Below are 21,127 nucleotides of genomic sequence, written 5' to 3' on the forward strand. Positions count from 1 at the left end.
GGGCGCGCCATGCACGACATTCGCTTCATTCGTGAAAACCCGGAAGGCTTTGACGCAGGGCTTGCCCGCCGGGGCCTTGCGCCGTTGAGCGGCGAGATTCTGGCGCTCGACCAGGAGCTGCGCGCCGTGTTGACCGAGATGCAGCAGGCGCAGGCCCGCCGCAACGAGGCGTCCAAGCTCATCGGCCAGGCCAAGGCGCAGAAGAACGAGGACCTGGCCCAGAGCCTGATGGCGGAAGTGGCGGCGCTCAAGGAGAAGCTGCCTGCGCTGGAGGAGGCCGAGCGGCAGGTGCAGGCCAAACTCAATGCCCGCCTCGCCGAGATCCCCAACCTGCCCGCCGAAGACGTGCCGGAAGGGCCGGATGAGACCGCCAACGTGGAGGTGCGCCGCTGGGGCACGCCGCGCGCGTTCGACTTCACCCCGCAAGACCATGTGGACGTGGGTGCGCGGCTGGGGCTCGATTTCGAGGCCGGAGCCAAGCTTTCCGGCGCGCGCTTCGTAGTGCTGCGCGGGCCGATCGCGCGGCTGGAGCGGGCGCTCACCCAGTTCATGCTGGATGTGCAGACGAGCGAGCACGGCTACGCGGAAACCAACGTTCCCTACCTCGTGCGCGCCGAGACCATGATGGGCACGGGCCAGCTGCCCAAGTTCGAGGAAGACCTGTTCAAGACGACGGGCGAGACGCCCTATTACCTTATCCCGACCGCCGAGGTGTCGCTGACCAACCTGGTGCGGGAAGAGATCGTCCCCACCGAGAACCTGCCGCTGCGGCTGACCGCCGCCACCCCCTGCTTCCGCGCCGAGGCGGGCGCGGCCGGGCGCGACACCCGCGGCATGATCCGCCAGCACCAGTTTACCAAGGTGGAGCTGGTCTCCATCACCACGCCGGAGGAGTCGGAGGCCGAGCACGAGCGCATGACCCGGTGCGCCGAGGCAATCCTGCAGAAGCTGGAGCTGCCCTACCGCACCGTGCTGCTGTGCACGGGGGACATGGGCTTCTCCGCCCGCAAGACCTACGACATCGAAGTGTGGCTGCCCGCGCAGGATACCTACCGGGAGATCTCCTCCTGCTCCAACTGTGGGGACTTCCAGGCCCGGCGCATGAACGCCCGCACCCGTTCCAAGACGGAGAAGGCCACTCGCTTCGTGCATACGCTGAATGGTTCCGGCCTTGCCGTTGGGCGCACGCTGGTGGCGCTCCTTGAAAATCACCAGCAGGCGGATGGCAGCGTCCATATTCCTGCCGCCTTGCGCCCCTATATCGGTGGCGCCGAGCGACTGGAGCCGACTGCCTGACGATCTGTCCGTCCGTCCCCCGTGCGGGCAGCCTCCTCCGGCCGCCCGTGCGCCTGTCCACATGAGCCTGCCCACTTAAGGTCGAGTCCCCATGCGTATTCTCCTCACCAACGACGACGGCATTCACGCCCCTGGCTTTCAGGTGTTGGAGGAGATCGCCCGCCAGCTCAGCGACGATATCTGGGTCGTCGCGCCGCTGGAGGAGCAGTCGGGCACGGGCCACTCGCTGTCTCTCTCCCATCCGGTGCGGGTGCAGCGGTTCGGAGAGCGGCGCTTCGGCGTGCGCGGCACGCCCACCGATTGCGTGATGATGGCCATGGGCCGCCTCATCGAAGGGGCGAAGCCCGATCTAGTGCTCTCCGGCGTCAACCGGGGCGCCAATCTGGCGGAGGATGTCACCTATTCCGGCACCGTCTCGGCGGCCATGGAAGGCACGCTGGCGGGCGTTCCCTCCATCGCCCTGTCGCAGGCGACCATCGAGCGGCCGGTGGGCACGGAAGCTTTCGCTGCGGCCAAGGCCCACGCCGTGCCAGTGCTGAAGACGCTGCTGGCGACGGGCTGGCCGCCCAACGTGCTCATCAACGTCAACTTCCCGCCGGTTGCGCCGGAAGAGGTGCGCGGCGTGCGCGTCACCGAGCAGGGCCTGCGCGACTACGGCAAGCCGGTCATCGAGGAACGGGTCGATGTGCGCGGCTTCACCTACTACTGGTTCGGCCTTGGCCGCGAGGTTGCAGAGCCCGGCCACGAGACCGACCTCAAGGCCATGCGGGAGCGCTTCGTCTCCGTCACTCCCTTGCATCTGGACCTCACCCACCGCGGTTCCATGGCGGCTTTGGCGGACGCTTTCGCCAAGCGAGGCGGTTAAGACTTTTTCTGAAAGCGTAATGCACCTAGACTGCGCGCGGTGAGGAAAGGTATCCAACATATTCTCGCGGCGACCGTGCTTGTCTCCCTGTCCGCCTGCGCGTCCGACTATGTTTCGGGCTATGATGAGATCCGTCAGCGCACGGCCGCCCAGCAGGCTCGCAAGGCCCAGCCCCCGGCCCGCCCGGCGGAGAACCGAACCAGGGCCTCAGGCAAAAGCAAAAAAGCCGCCCAGACCGCGCACCGAACGCCCGCCCAAAAAACCGCCTCCAGGCCCGCCGCGCCGCCGGTGGCCGAGCGGCATGTGCTCAGCGTTCGCGGCGGCAGCGTGACGGTCGGGCCCGGCGAGACCCTGTTCGCCATTTCCCGCCGCACCGGCGTCGAGCTGCGCGATCTGGTCGTCGCCAACAACCTGGAGCCGCCCTATGCCCTGCGCGCGGGGCAGCGGCTCACCATTCCCGCCGCCCGCTATCACGTGGTCCAGAAGGGCGAGACCGGATACAGCATCTCCCGCGCCTACGGCACGGACCTGACGACGCTCGCCCGGCTCAACAACCTCACCAAGCCCTATGCGGTGCAGGTGGGCCAGCGGCTGCGGCTGCCGTCCGTGCCGGATCAGACCGACGGCGGGCAGAGGCCCGCCACGGCGATTGCCCGCGCGCCGGCGACGCAGGCAACGGCCTCCAGCCAGACGGCGGCCCGCGCCGCGCCAGCCCAATCCCAGCCCAGCAGGCCCCTGCCCGAGCCTGGCGCCTTCGCGGGCTCCTTCTCCTGGCCGCTGACCGGCCGCATCCTCTCCAGCTTCGGTCCCAAGCAGGGCGGCCTGCACAACGACGGCATCAACATCGCGGCAACGAAAGGCGCGACCGTGCGCGCCGCAGCAAGCGGCGTCGTCGCCTATGCGGGCGATGGCCTCAAGGGCTTCGGCTGGCTCATCCTCATCAAGCATGGCGACGGCTGGGTGACCGCCTACGGCCATAACGAGGCGGTGCTGGTGAAGCGCGGCGACACGGTGCGGGCGGGCGAGCCCATCGCGCGGGCGGGCAGCACCGGTTCGGTCGACCGGCCGCAGCTGCATTTCGAGATCCGCCGTGGCCGCCGGGCGGTCAACCCGTTGCAGCACCTGCCGAAAAGCCCGGTGAGCTAGCAGGCGCGCAGCGGGCCCAACCCCCTTGCGCGGACGTGTTTCCGCCTTAAATTGAGGCAAGACGGGCGCTGGCGCGCAAGGCCGTGCGGCTTGACACTGGCTCTGCAAGCTGTTAGCGCCCGGCGTTCTCCTTAAGTTTTCGAATGAGGCTCTATCATGGCACGCGTCACCGTCGAGGATTGCGTCGAAAAGGTCCCCAACCGCTTCGACCTGGTGCTCTATGCGGGGCAGCGCGCCCGCCAGATTTCCAGCGGCGCCGAGCTGACCGTTGATCGCGACCGCGACAAAAACCCGGTCGTTGCCCTGCGCGAGATCGCTGATGAGACCATCCAGCCGGAGCAGCTGCGCGAAGCGCTGATCCAGTCGATGCAGAAGGTCGTCGAGGTGAAGGACGAGATTCCGGACGAGGAAGTCTCGCTGGCCGCTTCCGCCGCTGCGCTGCGCCTGACGGCGTCTCAGCCGCCGCGCCCGGCCGTCGAGGAAGACGACAGCGGCGAGGACTGAGCCCGCGCGTCCTTCCGCACCCTGCGGGGTCGGCACCTGTTTGAGAATAGCCGCCTCGGGGCACGTCCCAGGCGGCTATTTTCGTTCTTGCCGTCCCCTGCAATGGGCGAAATACCGCCATGATCCCCCTCGCGTTTGCGCCCGTTTGACGCTACCTACACTGAGGATTGGTCTATCGATGGCAGGCCCGGCGTTTCCAGGGTCCGTCGTCAAGAGTAAAGGTTCGAACCACCGGTGCTGAGACAGTATGAACTGGTCGAGAAGGTAAAATCCTACGATCCTGCCGCTGACGAGGATATGCTCAACCGCGCCTATGTGTTCTCGATGAAGGCGCACGGCTCGCAGCTTCGGGCCAGCGGCGATCCCTACTTCTCGCACCCCATTGAAGTCGCCGGTATTCTGACCGACCTGAAGCTGGATTGCGAGACCATCACCACCGCCATCCTGCACGACACCATCGAGGATACGGTCGCCACCTACGAGCAGATCGAGCAGCTGTTCGGCCACGATGTCGCCCGGCTGGTGGATGGCGTTACCAAGCTCTCCCGCATCGAGGCGCAAACGGAGAGCGAGCGCGCGGCGGAGAACTTCCGCAAGTTCCTGCTGGCGATGTCGGACGATATTCGCGTGCTGCTCGTCAAGTTGGCGGACCGGCTGCACAACATGCGGACCCTCCACTTCATCAAGAAGGAGGAGAAGCGCCGCCGCATCGCCCGCGAGACGCTGGAGATCTACGCCCCGCTCGCCGAGCGCATCGGCATGTACGAGTTCAAGGACGAGCTGACCGAAATCGCCTTCCGCGAGCTGGAGCCGCAGGCCTACGAGTCCATCACCAAGCGGCTGGAGCAGCTGCGCGAGACGGCGGGTGATCTCGTCCCCCGCGTCATCGAGGATATCGAGCACCTGCTGCATCAGCACGGCCTCAACGCCGAGGTGCTGGGGCGGGAGAAGCGGCCCCACTCCATCTGGAAGAAGATGCAGGAGCGGGACATCAGCTTCGAGCAGCTGTCCGATATCGTCGCCTTCCGCGTCATCGTCGATACGGTGCCGGAGGTCTACCGGGCGCTCGGCATCCTGCACGGCCGCTGGCCGACCGTGCCCGGCCGCTTCAAGGATTATATCTCCACGCCCAAGCGCAACGGCTACCGCTCGGTGCACACCACGGTCATGGGGCCGGGGCGAATGCGGATCGAAATTCAGATCCGCACGCGCGACATGCACGCCCAGGCCGAGCTGGGCCTTGCCGCCCACTGGGCCTACAAGGCGCACATTCGCGCCGAAGGCGGCCAGCAGTCCCCCTGGCTGCAGGACCTGCTCGAAATCCTCGAACACGCCTCCAGCCCCGAGGAGTTCCTGGAACACACCAAGATGGCGATGTACCAGGACCAGGTGTTCTGCTTCACCCCCAAGGGCGAGCTGATCCAGCTGCCCAAGGGCTCGACCCCGGTGGACTTCGCCTACGCCGTCCATTCCCGGCTGGGGGAGACGGCCGTCGGCGCCAAGGTCAACGGCCGCGTCGTGCCGCTGCGGACCGTGCTTCAGAACGGCGATCAGGTGGAAATCCTGCGCTCCACCGCCCAGCAGCCGGACCCGGCGTGGGAGACCTTCGTCATCACCGGCAAGGCGCGCTCCGCCATCCGCCGCTACGTCCGCCAGAAGGAGCGCGAGGACGGCATTGCCCTGGGCCGCCGCCTGCTCGACGCGCTCATCGAGCGCATCAAGGTGCCGCTGGCCGAGGGCGCAATTCCCGACGCACTGGAGCGGCTGAAGCTGCCGGACGAGGAAGCGCTGTATCTGGCGCTGGCCCGCCATCAGGTGAGCGACGAGGCCGTGATGGAAGCCATCCTGCCCGGCTCGGCCGGTGGTAGCCCGCGCCGCCGCAAGACGCCGGAACCCGAGCCCGGCAACGCGCCGCTGGCGCTCTCCATCCAGGGGCTCACCCCCGGCGCGGTCGTACACCTGGCCGAGTGCTGCCACCCCATTCCGGGCGACCGGATCGTCGGCATCCGCGAGCCGGGTCAGGGCGTCGTCGTCCACGCTATCGACTGCAAGGCGTTGGAAGCCTTCACCAACCAGCCCGAAGTCTGGATCGACCTGCGCTGGCACAGCGAGGCGGACCGGATCGAGCGGTTCGTCGCCCGCCTGGCCGTCGTCATGCGGAACGAGCCGGGCGCGCTGGCGACCGTCGCCACCATCCTGGGCCAGAGCGACGCCAACATCGCCAACCTCCGGCTCACCCACCGCGACCGCCAGTTCTTCACCTTCGAGCTGGATGTGGAAGTGACGGACCTGCGCCATTTGACAAGGGTGAACGCCGCGCTTAGGGCAGCGCAGGTTGTCAGCTCGGTTGAGCGCATGAGGTTGTAAGGATTTTGGGAATGATGACGAACGACGAGGTTCTGGCCGAATTCCGCGCGGCAGGCGCGCTGCTTGAGGGGCACTTCATCCTCTCCTCCGGCCTGCGCTCCCCCATGTACCTGCAATGCGCGCTGGTGCTGAAGAGCCCGCAGCGGGCCGAGAAGCTGTGCAAGGCGCTGGCCGAGAAGATCCCGGCCGAGATCCGCGACCAGATCGACATGGTCGTCTCCCCCGCCATGGGCGGCGTCGTCGTCGGCTACGAAATGGCCCGGGCGCTGGGCGTTGACGGCATCTTCACCGAGCGGGTGGAAGGCAGCTTTGCGCTGCGCCGCGGCTTTGAGATCCCGGAGGGGGCGCGCGTCTTCATGATGGAAGACGTGGTGACGACCGGCCTCTCCTCGCGCGAGTGCATCACGACCATCGAGGCCAACGGCGGCAAGGTCATCGCGGCCGGTTCGCTGGTGGATCGCTCCGGCGGCAAGGTGGACCTGGGCGTGCCCTTCTTCCCGCTGATCCGCCTCGAGGTTCCGGCCTACCAGCCGGACCAGCTGCCGCCTGAGCTGGCCGCCATTCCGGCCATCAAGCCGGGCAGCCGGGGCCTGAAGGCTTAAAGGCCGAACAGTTTCCGGGGGCGGCGCACCCCGCCCCCGGCCGCAGTTACCGGAAAACGGACGGGAGTTGGGAATGACGGCGGTTTACCAGCGTTTGGGCGTCAACATCGACCATGTCGCCACCATCCGCAATGCGCGCGGCGGCGCTCACCCTGACCCCGTAAAGGCGGCGCTGCTCGCCGTCGAGGCGGGCGCGGACGGCATCACCGCCCACCTGCGCGAAGACCGCCGCCACATCTCCGACGACGACATCGCGCGCCTCGTCGCCGAGGTCCGCCGCCCGCTCAACCTGGAGATGGCGGCCACCGAGGAAATGGTGGAAATCGCGCTGCGCCACCGCCCCCACGCCGCCTGCATCGTGCCCGAGCGGCGGCAGGAGCGCACCACCGAGGGCGGGCTGGACGCCGCGGGCCAGTTCGAGCACCTCCAGCCCATCGTCGCTCGCCTCAGGGACGCGGGCATTCGCGTCTCCCTGTTCATCGAGCCCGACAACCGCCAGCTCGAGGCCGCCGCAAAGCTCGGCGCGCCGGTCGTTGAACTCCACACCGGCCGCTATTGCCATCTCACCGGCGCGGAGGAACAGGCTGAGCTCGCCCGCGTCCGCGACGCCGCAAAGTTCGGCGCGTCGCTGGGCCTCGAGATCCATGCCGGACACGGCCTTCGCACCGACAACGTGGGCCCCATCGCCGCCATTCCGGAAGTCGTCGAGCTGAACATCGGCCACTTCATCATCGGCGAGGCAGTCTTCGTCGGCCTCGGCGAGGCCATCCACCAGATGCGCGCCGCCATGGATGCCGCCCGCAAGGCAGCGCTGTAGGGCTTCGATCATTCCACAAAGTTTTCAGTGCGGGGGACTTGTCCCCCGTGCCCCCACTCGATTTCACGGGCCGCGCCCTACAGATTTACGGAGTTTTCCGAACTCCAGCGCTTCGACCGGGTGCGACCCGATAAAACAAATGGGGGGCGCAAGGGGTTAAGCCCCCTGCAAACGCAAGAGAATATGCTTACATAGCCTCCATGATGATTCTTGGCCTTGGCAGTGACCTGTGCAGCATCGAGCGGATTCAGAACTCGCTCGATCGCTATGGCGAGCGGTTCATCAACCGCGTTTTCACCGACATTGAAATCGCCCGCTCCGAGCGGCGGGAGCTGACCCGCGCCGCCAGCTACGCCAAGCGGTTCGCCGCCAAGGAAGCCTGCTCCAAGGCGCTGGGCACCGGGTTTCGCAGCGGCGTGTTCCTAAAGGACATCGGCGTCGTGAACCTGCCCACCGGCCAGCCCACGCTGGCGCTCACCGGCGGCGCTGCGGCACGCCTTGCCGCGCTCACCCCTTCCGGAATGGTGGCGGATCTCCATCTCACCCTCACCGACGACCACCCATGGGCGCAGGCGTTCGTAATCATTACGGCTCGTCCCGTCTGAGCCGACGTCCTGGCCCGTGCGACTTGACAGGTCTGCCCCCGAAGGGCCACAGAGCAGACTCCCGTAATTTGGTTATGAAGAATGGCTGATCCTGACACCTCTTCGGACGCCACTGCGCCCGGTTCCGCCGCCAAACCTGCCACCAAGTCTACCGACGCCAAGGCCGGCTGGTTTGAGGAAAGCAAGGAACTCATCAAAACCATCCTCTATGCGGTGCTGATCGCGCTGGGCTTCCGCTCGATCGCCTACGAGCCGTTCAACATCCCCTCGGAATCCATGCTTCCGGGACTGATGGTGGGCGACTACCTGTTCGTCTCCAAATACCCTTACGGCTACAGCCGCTTCTCCTTCCCGCTCGGCATCGTCCCCATCAAGGGGCGCATCCTCGGCGGCGACGTGGAGCGCGGCGATGTGATCGTCTTCAAGCTGCCGTCGGACAACTCGACCGACTACATCAAGCGCGTCATCGGCCTGCCCGGCGACGTGGTGGAGGTGCGCCAGGGCACCGTCTACATCAACGGCAAGCCCATCAAGCGCGAGCGGGTGGAAGACCGGGTCATCAAGGTCTCCCCCAACACCGATTGCCTCAAGAATATCTTCTATCGCGTCCGCGAGGCCGACGGCACCATCACCTGCCGCTATCCGCAGTTCCGCGAGACCCTGCCGAGCGGCCGCAGTTACATGACGCTCGACCTCACGCCCAACGGCATCCGCGATACCACCCGGCCCTACTTCGTGCCCGCCGGCCATTACTTCGTGATGGGCGACAACCGCGACGACTCCGCCGACAGCCGCATGTCCGCCGAGGAGAGCGGGGTTGGCTACCTGCCCGCCGAGAACATCGTCGGCCGCGCCGAATTCCTGTTCTTCTCCACCAATGGCGAGGCCCACCTGTGGACGCCGTGGAAATGGTACAAGACCGTCCGGTGGGACCGGCTGTTCCAGGCCGTTGAATGAGCAACGACGCCTTGCAGGACTGGGCTGAGCAGAAACTCGGCCGCCGTTTCCGTGACCCCGCGCTTCTGGTTGAAGCGCTCACCCATACATCCCTGCCGGGCCGCAACTACCAGCGGCTTGAGTTTCTGGGCGACCGCGTGCTGGGCCTCATCATCGCCACCTGGCTCTACGAGCGCCATCCGAACGAGAGCGAGGGCAAGCTGAACCGCCGCTTCGTCGAGCTGGTGCGCGGCCAGACCTGCGCCGAGATCGCCCGCTCCATCGGCGCGTCGGGCCAGATCCGGCTGGAGCGCACCGCCCGCGAGCAGCGCGTTAATGAGACCGCCAACGTCCTCGGCGACGTGTGCGAGGCCCTTATCGGCGCGCTCTATCTTGACGGCGGCATGGCAGCGGCGCGCAAGTTCGTGCGTTCCGCCTGGGAGCCCCTGCTCACCGGCGGAGGCAGCGTCGAGAAGGACCCCAAGTCTGCCCTGCAGGAGTGGGCGCAAGGCCGCGGCCTGCCGCTTCCCGCCTATGCCATCGTTGGCCGCTGCGGCCCCCACCATGCGCCCGAGTTCACGGTCGAGGTCAGCGTGCGCTCGCTCGAGCCCGTCCGCGCCACCGGCCGCTCCCGGCAGGAGGCCGAAAAACAGGCCGCCGCCACATTGCTCGCCAAGGTCAGAGAAGAAAAAGAATGACTGAGATTACCTCCTCCCTTACCCCCGCCCCTCGCTCCCTCGAAGGCCAGCCCGAAGGCACCACCTTCTGCGGCGAAGTCGCCGTCATCGGCGCGCCCAACGCGGGCAAGTCCACCCTCGTCAATGCGCTGGTCGGCGCGAAGGTCGCCATCGTCAGCGCCAAGGTGCAAACCACCCGCACCCGCCTCATCGGCATCGCCATCGAGGGCAACGCCCAGCTGCTGCTGGTCGACACCCCCGGCATCTTCCGCCCCCGCCGCCGTCTGGACCGCGCCATGGTCAAGGCCGCGTGGGAAGGCGCACAAGGGGCGGACGTGATCTGCCTCATCGTCGATGCCAAGCGCGGCATCACCGAGGAGGTGGACAGCATCCTCGAGAACCTGGCGCAGGACCAGTCCGGCGCGCCCCGGTTCCTCGTGCTCAACAAGGTGGACATCACGCCGAAGGAAAAGCTGTTCGAGCTGACCCTGAAGCTGCACGAGCGCGTTACGTTCGCCGAGACCTTCATGGTCGCCGCCCAGCAGGGCGATGGCGTTGCTGACGTGAAGAAGGCTCTCGCCCGCCTGATGCCCGAGAGCCCATGGCACTACCCCGAGGATCAGGTGGCGGACGTCACCCAGCGCCTCATGGCCGCCGAGATCACCCGCGAGCAGATCTACCACCAGCTGCACGACGAGCTGCCCTACGCCGCCACCGTCGAGACCGAGAAGTGGGAGGAACGCCGCGACGGCTCTGCCGCCATCAATCAGGTCATCTACGTCGAGCGCGAAACCCAGAAGGCCATCGTGCTCGGCGCGAAAGGCGCGCGCATCAAGCAGCTGGGGGCCGCCGCCCGCACCGAAATGGAAGCCAACTTCGGCCGCCGCATCCACCTGTTCCTGTTCGTGAAAGTAAAGCCCGACTGGGCCGAGGACCGCTCGGTCTACAAGGACATTGGGCTGGACTGGGTGGAGTAAGGCTTACGCCTTTTCTTCGTTAAGGGGGTCTATAACCCCCTTAACAATCCCAAGCATTTAAAATTTGCACAAATCTGAGGCACGAAGCACAAATCCACACCATCATCCATCTATTATATCCATAGAATATTTCATTATTTTTCCAGCCAGCGCAAATACATCGCCAGCTGTAATACCAAATTTCTCAGAAATGGAGAAAATTTCCTCTGAATCATCAATCCGCCCTGAGCCGGGATCAGGATATCGACCAGCCCAATAAACAAAGTGGGTCAAGCCCTTAAGTATTGCGACTTCTTTATCGCTCAAATCAGGAATAAATTCCGCCAACTGATGCAATCTATGATGTCTTCTATTTTTTTCATCTTCGATATATTTTTCAACCCCATCTCTAATTATCATCATTGCCTTAAGAGATATCTCCAAACTATAACCAACCAACATCAACACAATAGCACAGTACTGGCTGTCACATATGCCACGAACAGACTCTGGCATATTTGAGAAATTTGGCTCTTGTTTAAATAAAACAACAGCAGCCTCTGACAATGCATTAGCCTGAGACATCCAAAGAATTGGGTTTTTCAGGTCTTCTGCTGTTGCAGGCTTGCTTAAATCAACTTGAAATCCTGCCATTTCACATGCCATACCCCACTTTAAATGCGCCAAGGCGCTATACCCTAAAGGGTCGCTTTTAAAATGCTCGCGACCTGGCGTTAAAATATGGAACATTTCACCCCCTGCTCTACCTGCCAGACCAAAAGATGACGTAATTCTTTTATGTTTTTCCAATCTTGCCATCATTATAAAATTTCTTTACCCCCCGGAAAAAGCCGCATTCTTACATACATGAATGCCGCTCTTCACTAATCAAAGTGTTTCTCCATGCACTGGTCTGGCCCTGCCATCATCCTGTCCACCGCGTCTCACGGCGAGAGCGGGGCGATCGTGCGCGTGATGACGGCGGACAGCGGGTTGATCGCGGGCTATGTGCGGGGCGGCTCGAGCAGGCGTCTGCGCCCCGCGCTGCTGCCCGGCAACCGGGTGAAGGCGGAGTGGCGCACGCGGGTTGAATCCCAGCTGGGCCACATGACGGTGGAGCTGGACCATTCGTCGGCTCCCATCATGTGGGGGCCGCGTCTCGGCACAGCGATTCTGGACTGGGCGACGGCCTTGACCGCCGCCGCGCTGCCGGAGCGCCAGCCTTATCCGGCGGTGCATGAGGCCCTCTCCAGCCTTTTGACCATCATGGAGATGACCAGCGACCCCCGCGCCTGGGCGGCAACGCTGGTGCGCTACGAGCTGATCCTGCTCAGCGAGCTGGGCTTCGGGCTCGACCTTACCCACTGCGTCGCCACCGGCACGGTGGAGGAACTGGCGTTCGTCAGTCCCAAGTCCTCGCAGGCGGTGTGCCGGGAGGCAGGGCTGCCCTACGCCGACCGCCTGCTGCCCCTGCCCGCCTTTTTGCAGCCGGGCGGCGTACCCACCGGCCAGTGGCCGGACTGGCCCGCCATCGCCGACGGCCTGAAGCTCACCGGCCATTTTCTCGATCGGGACATTCTCGTTGGCCGCACCCAGAGCCTGTGGGAAGCGCGCCACCGCATTGAATCCATTGTTTCTCGCGAACACAACGAGAACAACAGTAGCCCTGCGGCGGGCAAGCCGCTATAAGCATTGCCATGGCAAAGACACCGCAAGTTCCTGAAGCAGAGCGCATTCAAGACGAGCCGTTCTCGGAGGCGCTTTCCACCCGTTACCTGACCTACGCCCTGTCCACGATCATGGCGCGCTCGCTGCCGGACGTGCGGGACGGTCTGAAGCCGGTGCACCGCCGCCTTCTGTGGGCGATGCGGCTGCTGAAGCTCGACCCCAACACGGGCTACAAGAAGTGCGCCCGCGTCGTCGGCGACGTGATCGGTAAGTACCATCCGCACGGCGACCAGTCGGTCTACGACGCCCTCGTGCGCCTCGCCCAGACCTTCGCGGTGCGCTACCCGCTGATCGACGGCCAGGGCAACTTCGGCAACATCGACGGCGATAACGCGGCGGCCATGCGCTACACCGAGGCCCGGCTGACTGCCGTCGCCTCCGAGATGATGCAGGGGCTGGACGAGGAATGCGTTCCCTTCCGCCCCACCTACGACGGCGAGGAAGAAGAGCCGGAGATCTTCCCTGGCACCTTCCCCAACCTGCTGGCCAATGGCGCGGCGGGCATCGCGGTCGGCATGGCCACCTCCATCCCGCCGCACAACGTGGCCGAGCTGGTGGACGGCCTCACCCTGCTGCTCGACAACCCGGACATCTCGACCGAAAGCCTCGTTGATATCATTCCGGGGCCGGATTTCCCGACGGGCGGCATCATCGTCGAGAGCCGCGAGTCGATCGTCGAGTCCTACAAGACCGGCCGCGGCAGCTTCCGCCTGCGCGCCCGCTATCACATCGAGGATCAGGGCCGCGGCACCTGGGCGATCGTCGTCACCGAGATCCCCTATCAGGTGCAGAAGTCCAAGCTCATCGAGCAGATCGCCAACCTCATCAACGACAAGAAGCTGCCGATCCTCGAGGACGTGCGCGACGAGTCGGCCGAGGAAATCCGGCTGGTGCTGGAGCCCAAGTCCCGCACCGTCGATCCCACGGTTCTCATCGAGAGCCTGTTCAAGCTGTCGGATCTGGAAGTCCGCTTCCCGCTCAACCTCAACGTGCTGGACAAGAACCGCATCCCGCGCGTGATGAGCCTCAAGGAAGCGCTGGAATCCTTCCTCGACCACCTGTTCGATGTGCTGCGGAAGCGTACCCAGTACCGCCTCGGCAAGATCGCCGACCGGCTGGAGCTGCTGGGCGGCTACCTGATCGCCTACCTCAACCTGGATGAAGTGATCCGCATCATCCGCGAGGAGGACGAGCCCAAGCAGGAACTCATCAAGACCTTCGACCTCACCGACCGGCAGGCCGAAGCCATCCTCAACATGCGCCTGCGGAGCCTCCGCAAGCTGGAGGAAATGGAGATCCGCAAGGAAGACGCGGCGCTCCGCAAGGAACAGGCCGAGCTTCAGGACCTGCTTGCCTCCCCTGCCAAGCAATCCAAGCGCATCAAGAAGGATCTAGCGGACCTCAAGAAGCGCTTCGGCCCGGAGACCGAGATCGGCAAGCGCCGCACCACCTTCGAGGTGGCCAAGGACATGCCGGCCATCCCGCTCGAGGCGATGATCGAGAAGGAGCCCATCACCGTCATCTGCTCCGAGAAGGGCTGGGTGCGCGGCATGAAGGGCCATATCAGCCTGGACGAGGAGCAGAAGTTCAAGGACGGCGACGGCCCCGCCTTCGCCTTCCACGCCTACACCACCGATAAGATCCTGGTGGTGGCGGATACGGGCCGCATCTACTCGCTGGGCGCGGACAAGCTCCCCGGCGGGCGCGGCTTCGGCGATCCGATCCGCCTGATGATCGACCTCGATTCCGATGCCCGCGTGGTCGAAATGCGGCCATGGCAGGCGGGCGCCCGGTATCTGGTCGCCTCCAGCGACGGCCGCGGCTTCGTCGTAGCGGCGGAGAACGTGCTGGCCCAGACGAAAACCGGCCGTCAGGTCATGCGTCCCAAGGGCGATGCCAAGCTGGTGGTCTTCCGCCCGCTGGAGGGCGACCACATCGCCGTCATCGGCGACAATCGCAAGCTGCTCATCTTCCCGCTCGAACAGGTGCCGGAACTGGCCTCCGGTCAGGGCGTCACCCTCCAGAAGTACAAGGACGGCGGCCTTGCCGACCTCACCCTGTTCACTCTGGCGGAGGGTCTGTCCTGGCCGATGGGCGGCTCGACGGGGCGCACCCGCACCGAGACCAACCTGACGGACTGGATCGGCACCCGTGCCCAGGCGGGCCGTCTGCCGCCGATGGGCTTCCCCAAGAGCAACCGCTTCAGCGGGTAAGGCCAGCACAGCCTTAGGACAGGATGGGATATCCTGCGGCTAGGGAAGTGCGACCAAAGGGCTTGAGAAGCCGCGATCTTCCGCAATCGGGCCGGAACAAGCTCTGAAAACACGAAAGCCCCGGTGATGCCACCGGGGCTTTTCGTTTCAGCCAGGGCCTGAGCAGCCGGGGCTGCGGCCCCTCGTCCTATTCCTCAGTCGGGTTGGTTTTGAGGTAGGCGATCAGGTTCGCCCGGTCCTCCGGCTTCGGCACGCGGAACATCATGGATGTGCCCTTCACCATCGCCGTGGGGTTGGCGAGGAAGGTGTCCAGCGTCTTCTCGTCCCAGGTGATGCCGGAAGAGGCCATGGCCTTGCTGTACTTGAACTCCTGCTGGCCGGCCTTCCGGCCGAACACGCCGGCGAGGGTCGGGCCCATCATGTTCTCGCCCGGCACCAGGGAATGGCAGGTCGAGCAGCGCTTGAACACCTTGGCGCCCGCTGCCGGGTCGCCGTCAGCCGCTGCCGGAGTCGCGGCGGCCATCATCGCCATTACGCCAATCAGGGAAAAGCGGATCAACAAAACACCGTCTCCTTCTTTACCGTGCCCGTTGCGCTGCGCGGCACTGATTGCCCGCATCGCTTGTTGTCGTTGGTCCGCCTCACCCTATCGGATGGATGCCCCCGCGCCAACAGCCGCGCTTCCCTTTCGCCAACGGTTCAGCTTTTCCAGGGCAGCGCCAAGCGGCTACCATGGCCTGCAAGGACGGCAAGGGAGACAAGCATGGCATCAGGCGCCAGGCAGCTTTGGGCGGAGCGGGTGCGGGCCCGCTTTCCAGCCTGCCCCGGCTACTTCCGGGACGAGATTGCCGAACGGCTGGCCGTCCGCCTCGTCCCGCCGGGGCTGGAGCGGCAGGCGGTGGAGGAAATGGCCCGCTCGGTCATCCGCCACCAGCTGACGGACTACGACTCCCTGCTGGCCGAGCACACCCTCAGCCGGGAGGAAGCCCGGCAGATCGTCGAGATGGAGGTGGAGGACTGGCTGGCCGAATGGCAGGGCGGCAAGGCCTAGCCTGCCCCACAGCCGCTCAGGCGCGATACGCCCCGGCGGGAGCGGCCTGATCCTCGCACAGGGCAACAAGGCTGTCATCGAGCAGGCCGCGCGCGCCAGGCGTCAGGCGCTCTCCCGCAAGCTGCGCGATCGCCAGCTTCTCCAGAAGCATCGCCTGCCGGCAGCTCTGGATGGTGCCGCGCAACAGCGCGGCGGCAAGGCTCGTCGCGGAGCCTTCCTCCTGAAGCTGGGCCCGGCGCTCCAGCGTCGCGATCAGCTCGCGGCACTGGCGCAAGGCGCTTCCATGCGCGGCGCGAATGGCGGACAGCAGCGCCCCGGCCACGGGCTCCCCGGCTTCCGCGTCGAACCATGCCTCCAGCCGCTCCTGCCCATGCCGGGCGCAAAGCTCCAGCGCCGTTTCAACCATGTCGCGCAGCATGGGCGTAATGGTGCGCTGGCGCGCGCCGGGCGCGCCCGAGGTTGCGGCTTCAAGGGCCCTGCAATACCGCTCCAGACGGCTGTGGTCGGCGACCAGCCGCATCAGGTCGAGTTCCGTAATCATGTGCCAGCAGCGCTCTCGCCGCCCAGGGGAGCCATTGCCCGCTTGGTATGCCATCATTGCGGCTGATCCCGAAAATGTTTCGTGGTGGACTGGTTGGCTTATCCTCCTGCCAGCCGGCGCCTATGCCCGCATTGATCCTGGTCAAGACTATAACCGCAGGACTTCGCTTGGGTTTCCCTTTAGGGCGCGCGCATCAGGCCCGCTCGGCCAGCTTGAGGCCAACGACCCCCGCCACCACCAGCAGGATCGAGGCGATGCGGAACAGGGTTGCGGGCTCCCGGAACAGGACAATGCCCATCACCGCGCCGCCGACGGCCCCCACGCCCATCCACACCGCATAGGCGGTGCCCACGGGAATGAACCGCGTCGCCTGCGAGAGCAGCCACATGCTGACAAAGGCAGCAATGGCAAAGCCCACGGACGGCCACGCGCGGGTGAAACCGTCCGACATTTTCATGAAGTACATCCAGGCCACTTCCAGCAGCCCGGCCACGAACAGCAGTATCCAGCCCATGATGACAGCCTCCAGCTGTAAATCATGGAACTTAGTCTGTTCGGATGACATCTCCTTGTCCAGCGGTCGCCGCAGCGTCGCGCCGGTTCATGATGCGAATGCAGATGATGGAGACTTCGTAGAGCAGGCACAGCGGCACCGCCAGCATGAGCTGGGAGATGACGTCCGGCGGCGTCACCACGGCGGCGACGGCGAAGGAGAGAACGATGGCATAGCGCCGCCCCTTCACCAGCGTCTCGAGCGAGAGGATGCCCACCCGCGCCAGCAGCACCAGCAGCACCGGCAGGAGAAAGGCGAAGCCGAAGGCGAGGATCATGTGCATGACGAGCGACAGGTAATCGCCCATCGCCGGCAGGGCTTCCTGCGCGACGCCGCCCAGTTCGCTGTGGTTCTCGAAGCTGAGGAAGAAGCGGAACGCGGCCGGCATCACGAAGAAGTAGGCCAGCGCCGCGCCCATCAGGAACAGCACCGGCGTCGCGATGAGGAACGGCAGCAGCGCCTTCTTCTCGTTGCGGTAGAGGCCGGGGGCGATGAACAGCCAGATCTGGTTGGCGATGATCGGGAAGGCCACGAAGAACCCGGAGAACAGCGCCACCTTCAGCTGCACGAAAAAGGCTTCGTACAGTTTGGTGTAGATGAGCTTCGCCCCTTCCCGGCCGCCGAAGGCCACGGCCAGCGGCTTGGTGAGGAAGGCGAAGATGTGGTCGGCGAAGTAGAAGCTGACGGCGCAGGCCAGCGCCAGCGCCAGCACGGCATAGAGCAGGCGCTGGCGCAGCTCGATCAGGTGATCGAGCAGCGGCGCCTTGGTTTCGTCGATGTCATTAATCACAGACGTTGCTCCGACGCCGCGCGCGGCGCGTCCTCCGTCACGCGGGCCTCGGCGGCGTCAACCGGCACGGTGGCGGCGGCGCCGGCGGCCTCTTCCCGGTCATCATCGGTGGATGGCTCGGTAGGAGACGGCTCGGTAGGAGACGGGGCGGTAGGGGTAGCGGTGGTCGTTGCGGCAGCGGGCGCGCTCACGGCGGAGTCCGCGGCAGAGAAGACCTGTGCCGCTTCCCCCGGTGTCCGCGGGGCGGGCTCCGGGTCGGGGTGCTCCCGCATGATGCGTTCCCGCTGTTCCTGAAATTCGGCTTCCTGCATCATCTGCTCGAAACCGGAGCGGATCTGGGACGTCAAGGCGCGACCCCGGCGAATCCACTGGCCAACGGCGCGCATCAGCTTGGGCAGGTCCTTGGGACCCACCACCAGCAGCGCGACGATCGCCACGAGCAGCAGCTCGGAAGAGGCAATGTCAAACATCTCGGAAGCCGTTCAGGGCCGAAATCAGCTCTTGGCTTCTTCCTTGGTCGTGCCCGCGGACTCGACCCGGTCAGTGCCCGCAATCCGCTGTTGCGGCTGGGGGGCGGCCGGCTGGTTGTGGGTTTCGGGCTCGTCGGTGATGCCCTTCTTGAAGCTTTTGATGCCCTTGGCAACGTCGCCCATGATGTCCGAAATCCGGCCACGCCCGAAGAGCAGGATGACGACCAGGATCAGGACTGCCCAATGCAGCAAGCTAAAGCTGCCCATAAGTGAACTCCTCGTTTGGCCCCGGCGCATATGCGGAGCCATTAGCCTTCAGCGCGTATTTAAGGCGTTACCCGGCAACTTACCACAGATCAACTGCGGACGCGGCGTCACGCCCCATGGTCTTGCCCAACAACCCGTTCCGGATCATAGGGATGCGCGTCTTCCCCGTCCATCTCATCAAGGTCCGTCTCGGCGTAAGCCTCTCCCGCTTCAGCCGATGCGTCGCCGTTTTCCGGGGATTCCGGGTCCAAAGGTTCCGATTCTTGGGCTTCCTCGGCCCCGTCGCCCTCGCCTTCAGCTTTGGGAGCAGCCGCGTTGGTGAGCTGCTGGGCCAGCTGCACGTCAATCGGCTCGAGCAAGCCCGCCGCCTTCAACTCCTCAAGGCCCGGCAGGTCCTTGATCGATTCCAGGCCGAAGTGAGCCAGGAACTCCAGCGTGGTGCCATAGACCACCGGGCGGCCCGGCGCCTCGCGCCGGCCCACCGGCTTCACCCAGCCCGCCTCCATCAGGAGGTCGAGCGTGCCCTTGGAGAGGGAGACGCCGCGGATGTCCTCGATGTCCGCCCGGCTCACGGGCTGGTGGTAGGCGACAATCGCCAGCGTCTCGACCGCCGCGCGGGAGAGCCGCTTGCTCTCGTCCACTTCCTTCCGCATCAGGAAGGCGAGGTCCGGCGCGGTCTGGAATAGCCAGGTGCCGCCGCGCTTGACGAGGTTGACCCCCCGCCCCTCGTATTGCTCCACCAGCGCCTTGAGAAGCGCGCCCACGTCCGCGTCCTCCGGCAGGCGCTCGGCGATGTCGGCTTCCCTTAAAGGCTCGGTGGCGGCGAACAGAATGGCTTCCACCATACGCAGGTGGTCGGGGTTATAGGTCATTCGCTGTCCCGTTTCTTCACGTAGAGCGGGCCGAACGGCTCCAGCTGCTGCACCTCGGCCTTGCCGAGGCGCGTCATCTCAAGCGTGGCAAGGAAGGTGCTGGCAAGCGCCGATCGGCGGAAGTCCATATCGCCGCCTTCCGGCAGGAACTGGGCGATGTCCGTCCACTGCACCGTGTGGCCGATCAGGCGCTCAAGCCGGCTCATCGCCGCCTCCAGCGGCCACACCGGGCGGCGCTTGGGCTGGTAGGTCTGGCGGATGGTCTTGGCGCGGATCTCGGCGTAGGACTTCAGCAGCTCATAGAGCGTGCAGTCGAACGCCGCGCGTTTGACGATGGCGAGCCCTTCCGGGTTGCCGCGCGGGAACACGTCCCGCCCCAGCCGGTCGCGGCCGACCAGCCTTGCCGCCACGTCGCGGATCGCCTCCAGCCGCTGCAGCTGCAATTGCAGGCGGGCGGCCAGTTCCTCGGCGGAGGGCTCTTCCTCATCCTTCTCCGGCGGCAGCAGGAGGCGGCTCTTGAGGTAGGCCAGCCACGCGGCCATGACGAGGTAATCGGCCGCCAGTTCCAGGCGCAGGCGCCGCGCCTCGTTGATGAAGGCGAGATACTGCTCCACCAGCGCCAGAATGGAGATCTTGGCGAGGTCCACCTTCTGGAACCGCGCCATCTGGAGCAGGAGGTCGAGAGGCCCTTCGTAAGCTTCAAGACGGAGGAACAGCGTCTCGCCCCCCATCCTCAGCCGGAGTGCCCTCCGCCGGGGGATCACCCCGGTTTCCGGCAATGCGTCGTTGGCCTCAGTCTCGTTCATGCACAAGGGCTACCGGGGAAGGCCGTCTCAGGCAAGCGCCAGTAATGCGTCACGCTTGGCGGTGAGGCTGGCGATCAGCTCCTCGTCGCCGTGCGCCTCCGTCTTCGCCCAGCCCATGGCCGCCTCCAGTCGCGCCCGCGCCGCCTCGGAGATCTCCGGCAGAACGGACGCCACCTCCTGCATTTCGGCCAGAATGCCCGAGCAGTGCAGCACCACGTCGCAGCCCGCGTCCAAGCACCCCTGCGCCTTCTCGGCATAGCTGCCGCTGAGCGCCTTCATGTTGATATCGTCGGACATCAGCAGGCCAGAAAAGCCGATCTGCTCCCGGATCACTTGCGTGATGACCTTGGGCGAGAGGGTGGCGCAGCGCTCCGCGTCGATGGCGGTGTAGACCACGTGCGCGGTCATCGCCATGGGCGCATCGGCCAGCTTGGCAAAGGGCGCGAAGTCCTGCTCAAGGCTTTCCCACGGATCGTCCACCACCGGCAGCTCCAGGTGGCTGTCGCTGCGCGCCCGGCCGTGGCCGGGGATGTGCTTGATGACGCCGACGACACCGCCCTCGAGCAGACCCTCCAGCGTCGCCTTGCCGAGAGCGGCCACCTGTGTGGGCTCGAAGCCGTAGGCGCGGTCCCCGATCACATCGTGCGCGCCTGTGACCGGCACGTCGAGCACCGGCAGGCAATCGACCGTGACGCCGACGCTCCGCACCACCTCGGCGATGGCGCGGGCATTGAGCCGGGCCGCATCCATGGCCGAGACCGGCGAGACGTCGTAAAGATCGGCGAACCGTTTCGCGGGCGGAAACGCGGGCCAGTGCGGCGGCTTCAGCCGCGCGACGCGCCCGCCTTCCTGATCGATGAGAATAGGCAAGGCCTCGCCCCGGCCCGACAGGTCCTTCAGCGGATCGGTCAGCGCCTTCACCTGCTCCGGGTTCACGCAGTTGCGCTGGAACAGGATGTAGCCCGCCGGGTCGGTGGCGCGGAACAGCTCGCGTTCCGCATCCGTCAGGGCTGGCCCCTCAAGGCCGAAAAAAACTGGAATCACGCGCGTGGCCTCACGAAAAGC

At 65.5% G+C, this 21,127-nt stretch carries 23 protein-coding genes and 1 pseudogene; 14 read left to right on the forward strand and 10 right to left on the reverse strand.

Translation table 11 applies throughout. From position 1 onward, the window contains the following. Nucleotides 1-9: 9 nt before the first annotated feature. The 11 genes from serS to era all read left to right on the forward strand — a co-directional run bounded on the left by serS (nucleotide 10) and on the right by era (nucleotide 10,792). Nucleotides 10-1,296 carry a serine--tRNA ligase gene (gene serS / locus L0C21_RS09720; protein WP_259278165.1) on the forward strand — a complete coding sequence of 429 codons (1,287 nt, stop codon included), beginning with the start codon at nucleotides 10-12 and terminating at the stop codon, nucleotides 1,294-1,296. A gap of 91 nt (nucleotides 1,297-1,387) precedes the next feature. Next, nucleotides 1,388-2,161, forward strand: a complete 774-nt coding sequence (surE, locus tag L0C21_RS09725) for a 5'/3'-nucleotidase SurE (protein WP_259278166.1) — start codon at nucleotides 1,388-1,390, stop codon at nucleotides 2,159-2,161. A 39-nt stretch (nucleotides 2,162-2,200) separates the two neighbouring features. Next, nucleotides 2,201-3,307 carry a peptidoglycan DD-metalloendopeptidase family protein gene (locus tag L0C21_RS09730; RefSeq protein WP_259278167.1) on the forward strand — a complete coding sequence of 369 codons (1,107 nt, stop codon included), beginning with the start codon at nucleotides 2,201-2,203 and terminating at the stop codon, nucleotides 3,305-3,307. Nucleotides 3,308-3,463: 156 nt separating this feature from the next. Next, the gene (gene rpoZ / locus L0C21_RS09735) at nucleotides 3,464-3,811 is read left to right on the forward strand and encodes a DNA-directed RNA polymerase subunit omega (RefSeq protein ID WP_259278168.1); all 348 of its coding nucleotides are present in this window, start codon (nucleotides 3,464-3,466) and stop codon (nucleotides 3,809-3,811) included. Nucleotides 3,812-4,045: 234 nt separating this feature from the next. Continuing rightward, nucleotides 4,046-6,178 (forward strand): RelA/SpoT family protein, encoded by a 2,133-nt coding sequence (locus L0C21_RS09740; RefSeq protein ID WP_259278169.1) that lies wholly within the window; start codon nucleotides 4,046-4,048, stop codon nucleotides 6,176-6,178. Between the two features lie 14 nt (nucleotides 6,179-6,192). Continuing rightward, nucleotides 6,193-6,780 (forward strand): orotate phosphoribosyltransferase, encoded by a 588-nt coding sequence (gene pyrE, locus L0C21_RS09745; protein WP_259278858.1) that lies wholly within the window; start codon nucleotides 6,193-6,195, stop codon nucleotides 6,778-6,780. A gap of 73 nt (nucleotides 6,781-6,853) precedes the next feature. Beyond that, nucleotides 6,854-7,597 carry a pyridoxine 5'-phosphate synthase gene (locus L0C21_RS09750; RefSeq protein ID WP_259278170.1) on the forward strand — a complete coding sequence of 248 codons (744 nt, stop codon included), beginning with the start codon at nucleotides 6,854-6,856 and terminating at the stop codon, nucleotides 7,595-7,597. Nucleotides 7,598-7,800: 203 nt separating this feature from the next. Further along, nucleotides 7,801-8,202, forward strand: coding sequence for a holo-ACP synthase (gene acpS / locus L0C21_RS09755; RefSeq protein WP_259278859.1), 402 nt, complete (start codon nucleotides 7,801-7,803; stop codon nucleotides 8,200-8,202). 81 nt (nucleotides 8,203-8,283) lie between these two features. After that, entirely contained in the window at nucleotides 8,284-9,159 is an 876-nt protein-coding gene (lepB, locus tag L0C21_RS09760) for a signal peptidase I (RefSeq protein ID WP_259278171.1), read from the forward strand. Then, nucleotides 9,156-9,836, forward strand: coding sequence for a ribonuclease III (gene rnc / locus L0C21_RS09765; RefSeq protein WP_259278172.1), 681 nt, complete (start codon nucleotides 9,156-9,158; stop codon nucleotides 9,834-9,836). Before lepB ends, rnc begins: the two co-directional genes overlap by 4 nt. After that, nucleotides 9,833-10,792, forward strand: a complete 960-nt coding sequence (era, locus tag L0C21_RS09770; RefSeq protein WP_259278173.1) for a GTPase Era — start codon at nucleotides 9,833-9,835, stop codon at nucleotides 10,790-10,792. Before rnc ends, era begins: the two co-directional genes overlap by 4 nt. Nucleotides 10,793-10,894: 102 nt before the next feature. On the opposite strand, the gene L0C21_RS09775 is transcribed toward era, so the two are convergent. After that, nucleotides 10,895-11,593: a HEPN domain-containing protein gene (locus L0C21_RS09775; protein WP_259278174.1), complete on the reverse strand. Its 699-nt coding sequence runs from the start codon at nucleotides 11,591-11,593 to the stop codon at nucleotides 10,895-10,897. Between the two features lie 81 nt (nucleotides 11,594-11,674). On the opposite strand from L0C21_RS09775, the gene recO reads away from it, so the two are divergent. Both recO and parC read left to right on the forward strand, forming a co-directional pair. Continuing rightward, nucleotides 11,675-12,460: a DNA repair protein RecO gene (gene recO, locus L0C21_RS09780; protein WP_259278175.1), complete on the forward strand. Its 786-nt coding sequence runs from the start codon at nucleotides 11,675-11,677 to the stop codon at nucleotides 12,458-12,460. An 8-nt stretch (nucleotides 12,461-12,468) separates the two neighbouring features. Continuing rightward, nucleotides 12,469-14,712 (forward strand): DNA topoisomerase IV subunit A, encoded by a 2,244-nt coding sequence (gene parC / locus L0C21_RS09785; protein ID WP_259278176.1) that lies wholly within the window; start codon nucleotides 12,469-12,471, stop codon nucleotides 14,710-14,712. A gap of 187 nt (nucleotides 14,713-14,899) precedes the next feature. Here parC and L0C21_RS09790 read toward each other — a convergent pair whose 3' ends face one another. Further along, nucleotides 14,900-15,271 carry a c-type cytochrome gene (locus L0C21_RS09790; protein WP_310593365.1) on the reverse strand — a complete coding sequence of 124 codons (372 nt, stop codon included), beginning with the start codon at nucleotides 15,269-15,271 and terminating at the stop codon, nucleotides 14,900-14,902. A 204-nt stretch (nucleotides 15,272-15,475) separates the two neighbouring features. Between L0C21_RS09790 and L0C21_RS09795 the strand changes: the two genes are divergently transcribed. Then, nucleotides 15,476-15,763, forward strand: coding sequence for a DUF2293 domain-containing protein (locus L0C21_RS09795; protein WP_259278178.1), 288 nt, complete (start codon nucleotides 15,476-15,478; stop codon nucleotides 15,761-15,763). 16 nt (nucleotides 15,764-15,779) lie between these two features. Here L0C21_RS09795 and L0C21_RS09800 read toward each other — a convergent pair whose 3' ends face one another. From L0C21_RS09800 to nagZ, 8 genes and pseudogenes are all read right to left on the reverse strand, one after another. Continuing rightward, nucleotides 15,780-16,361: a tubulin gamma complex associated family protein gene (locus L0C21_RS09800; RefSeq protein WP_259278179.1), complete on the reverse strand. Its 582-nt coding sequence runs from the start codon at nucleotides 16,359-16,361 to the stop codon at nucleotides 15,780-15,782. Nucleotides 16,362-16,497: 136 nt separating this feature from the next. After that, nucleotides 16,498-16,869 (reverse strand): DMT family transporter, encoded by a 372-nt coding sequence (locus tag L0C21_RS09805; protein WP_310593366.1) that lies wholly within the window; start codon nucleotides 16,867-16,869, stop codon nucleotides 16,498-16,500. Beyond that, on the reverse strand, nucleotides 16,850-17,647 hold the full coding sequence (gene tatC / locus L0C21_RS09810; RefSeq protein ID WP_259278181.1) for a twin-arginine translocase subunit TatC: 798 nt from the start codon (nucleotides 17,645-17,647) through the stop codon (nucleotides 16,850-16,852). Before tatC ends, L0C21_RS09805 begins: the two co-directional genes overlap by 20 nt. Continuing rightward, a complete protein-coding gene (gene tatB / locus L0C21_RS09815) occupies nucleotides 17,644-18,117 on the reverse strand; it encodes a Sec-independent protein translocase protein TatB (protein ID WP_259278182.1) in 474 nt (157 codons plus the stop codon). The genes tatC and tatB overlap by 4 nt, the downstream gene beginning before the upstream one ends. A 24-nt stretch (nucleotides 18,118-18,141) precedes the next feature. After that, the gene (locus L0C21_RS09820) at nucleotides 18,142-18,384 is read right to left on the reverse strand and encodes a twin-arginine translocase TatA/TatE family subunit (protein ID WP_259278183.1); all 243 of its coding nucleotides are present in this window, start codon (nucleotides 18,382-18,384) and stop codon (nucleotides 18,142-18,144) included. 332 nt (nucleotides 18,385-18,716) lie between these two features. Beyond that, a pseudogene (gene scpB / locus L0C21_RS09825) lies at nucleotides 18,717-19,256 on the reverse strand (SMC-Scp complex subunit ScpB); the annotation flags it as partial. Next, on the reverse strand, nucleotides 19,253-20,062 hold the full coding sequence (locus tag L0C21_RS09830) for a segregation and condensation protein A (RefSeq protein WP_310593367.1): 810 nt from the start codon (nucleotides 20,060-20,062) through the stop codon (nucleotides 19,253-19,255). The gene L0C21_RS09830 and the pseudogene scpB, both read right to left, overlap by 4 nt. A 27-nt stretch (nucleotides 20,063-20,089) precedes the next feature. Next, a complete protein-coding gene (gene nagZ, locus L0C21_RS09835) occupies nucleotides 20,090-21,106 on the reverse strand; it encodes a beta-N-acetylhexosaminidase (RefSeq protein ID WP_259278184.1) in 1,017 nt (338 codons plus the stop codon). Nucleotides 21,107-21,127 lie beyond the last annotated feature (21 nt).

This window comes from Pedomonas mirosovicensis (assembly GCF_022569295.1).
Lineage (GTDB): Bacteria > Pseudomonadota > Alphaproteobacteria > Sphingomonadales > Sphingomonadaceae > Pedomonas > Pedomonas mirosovicensis.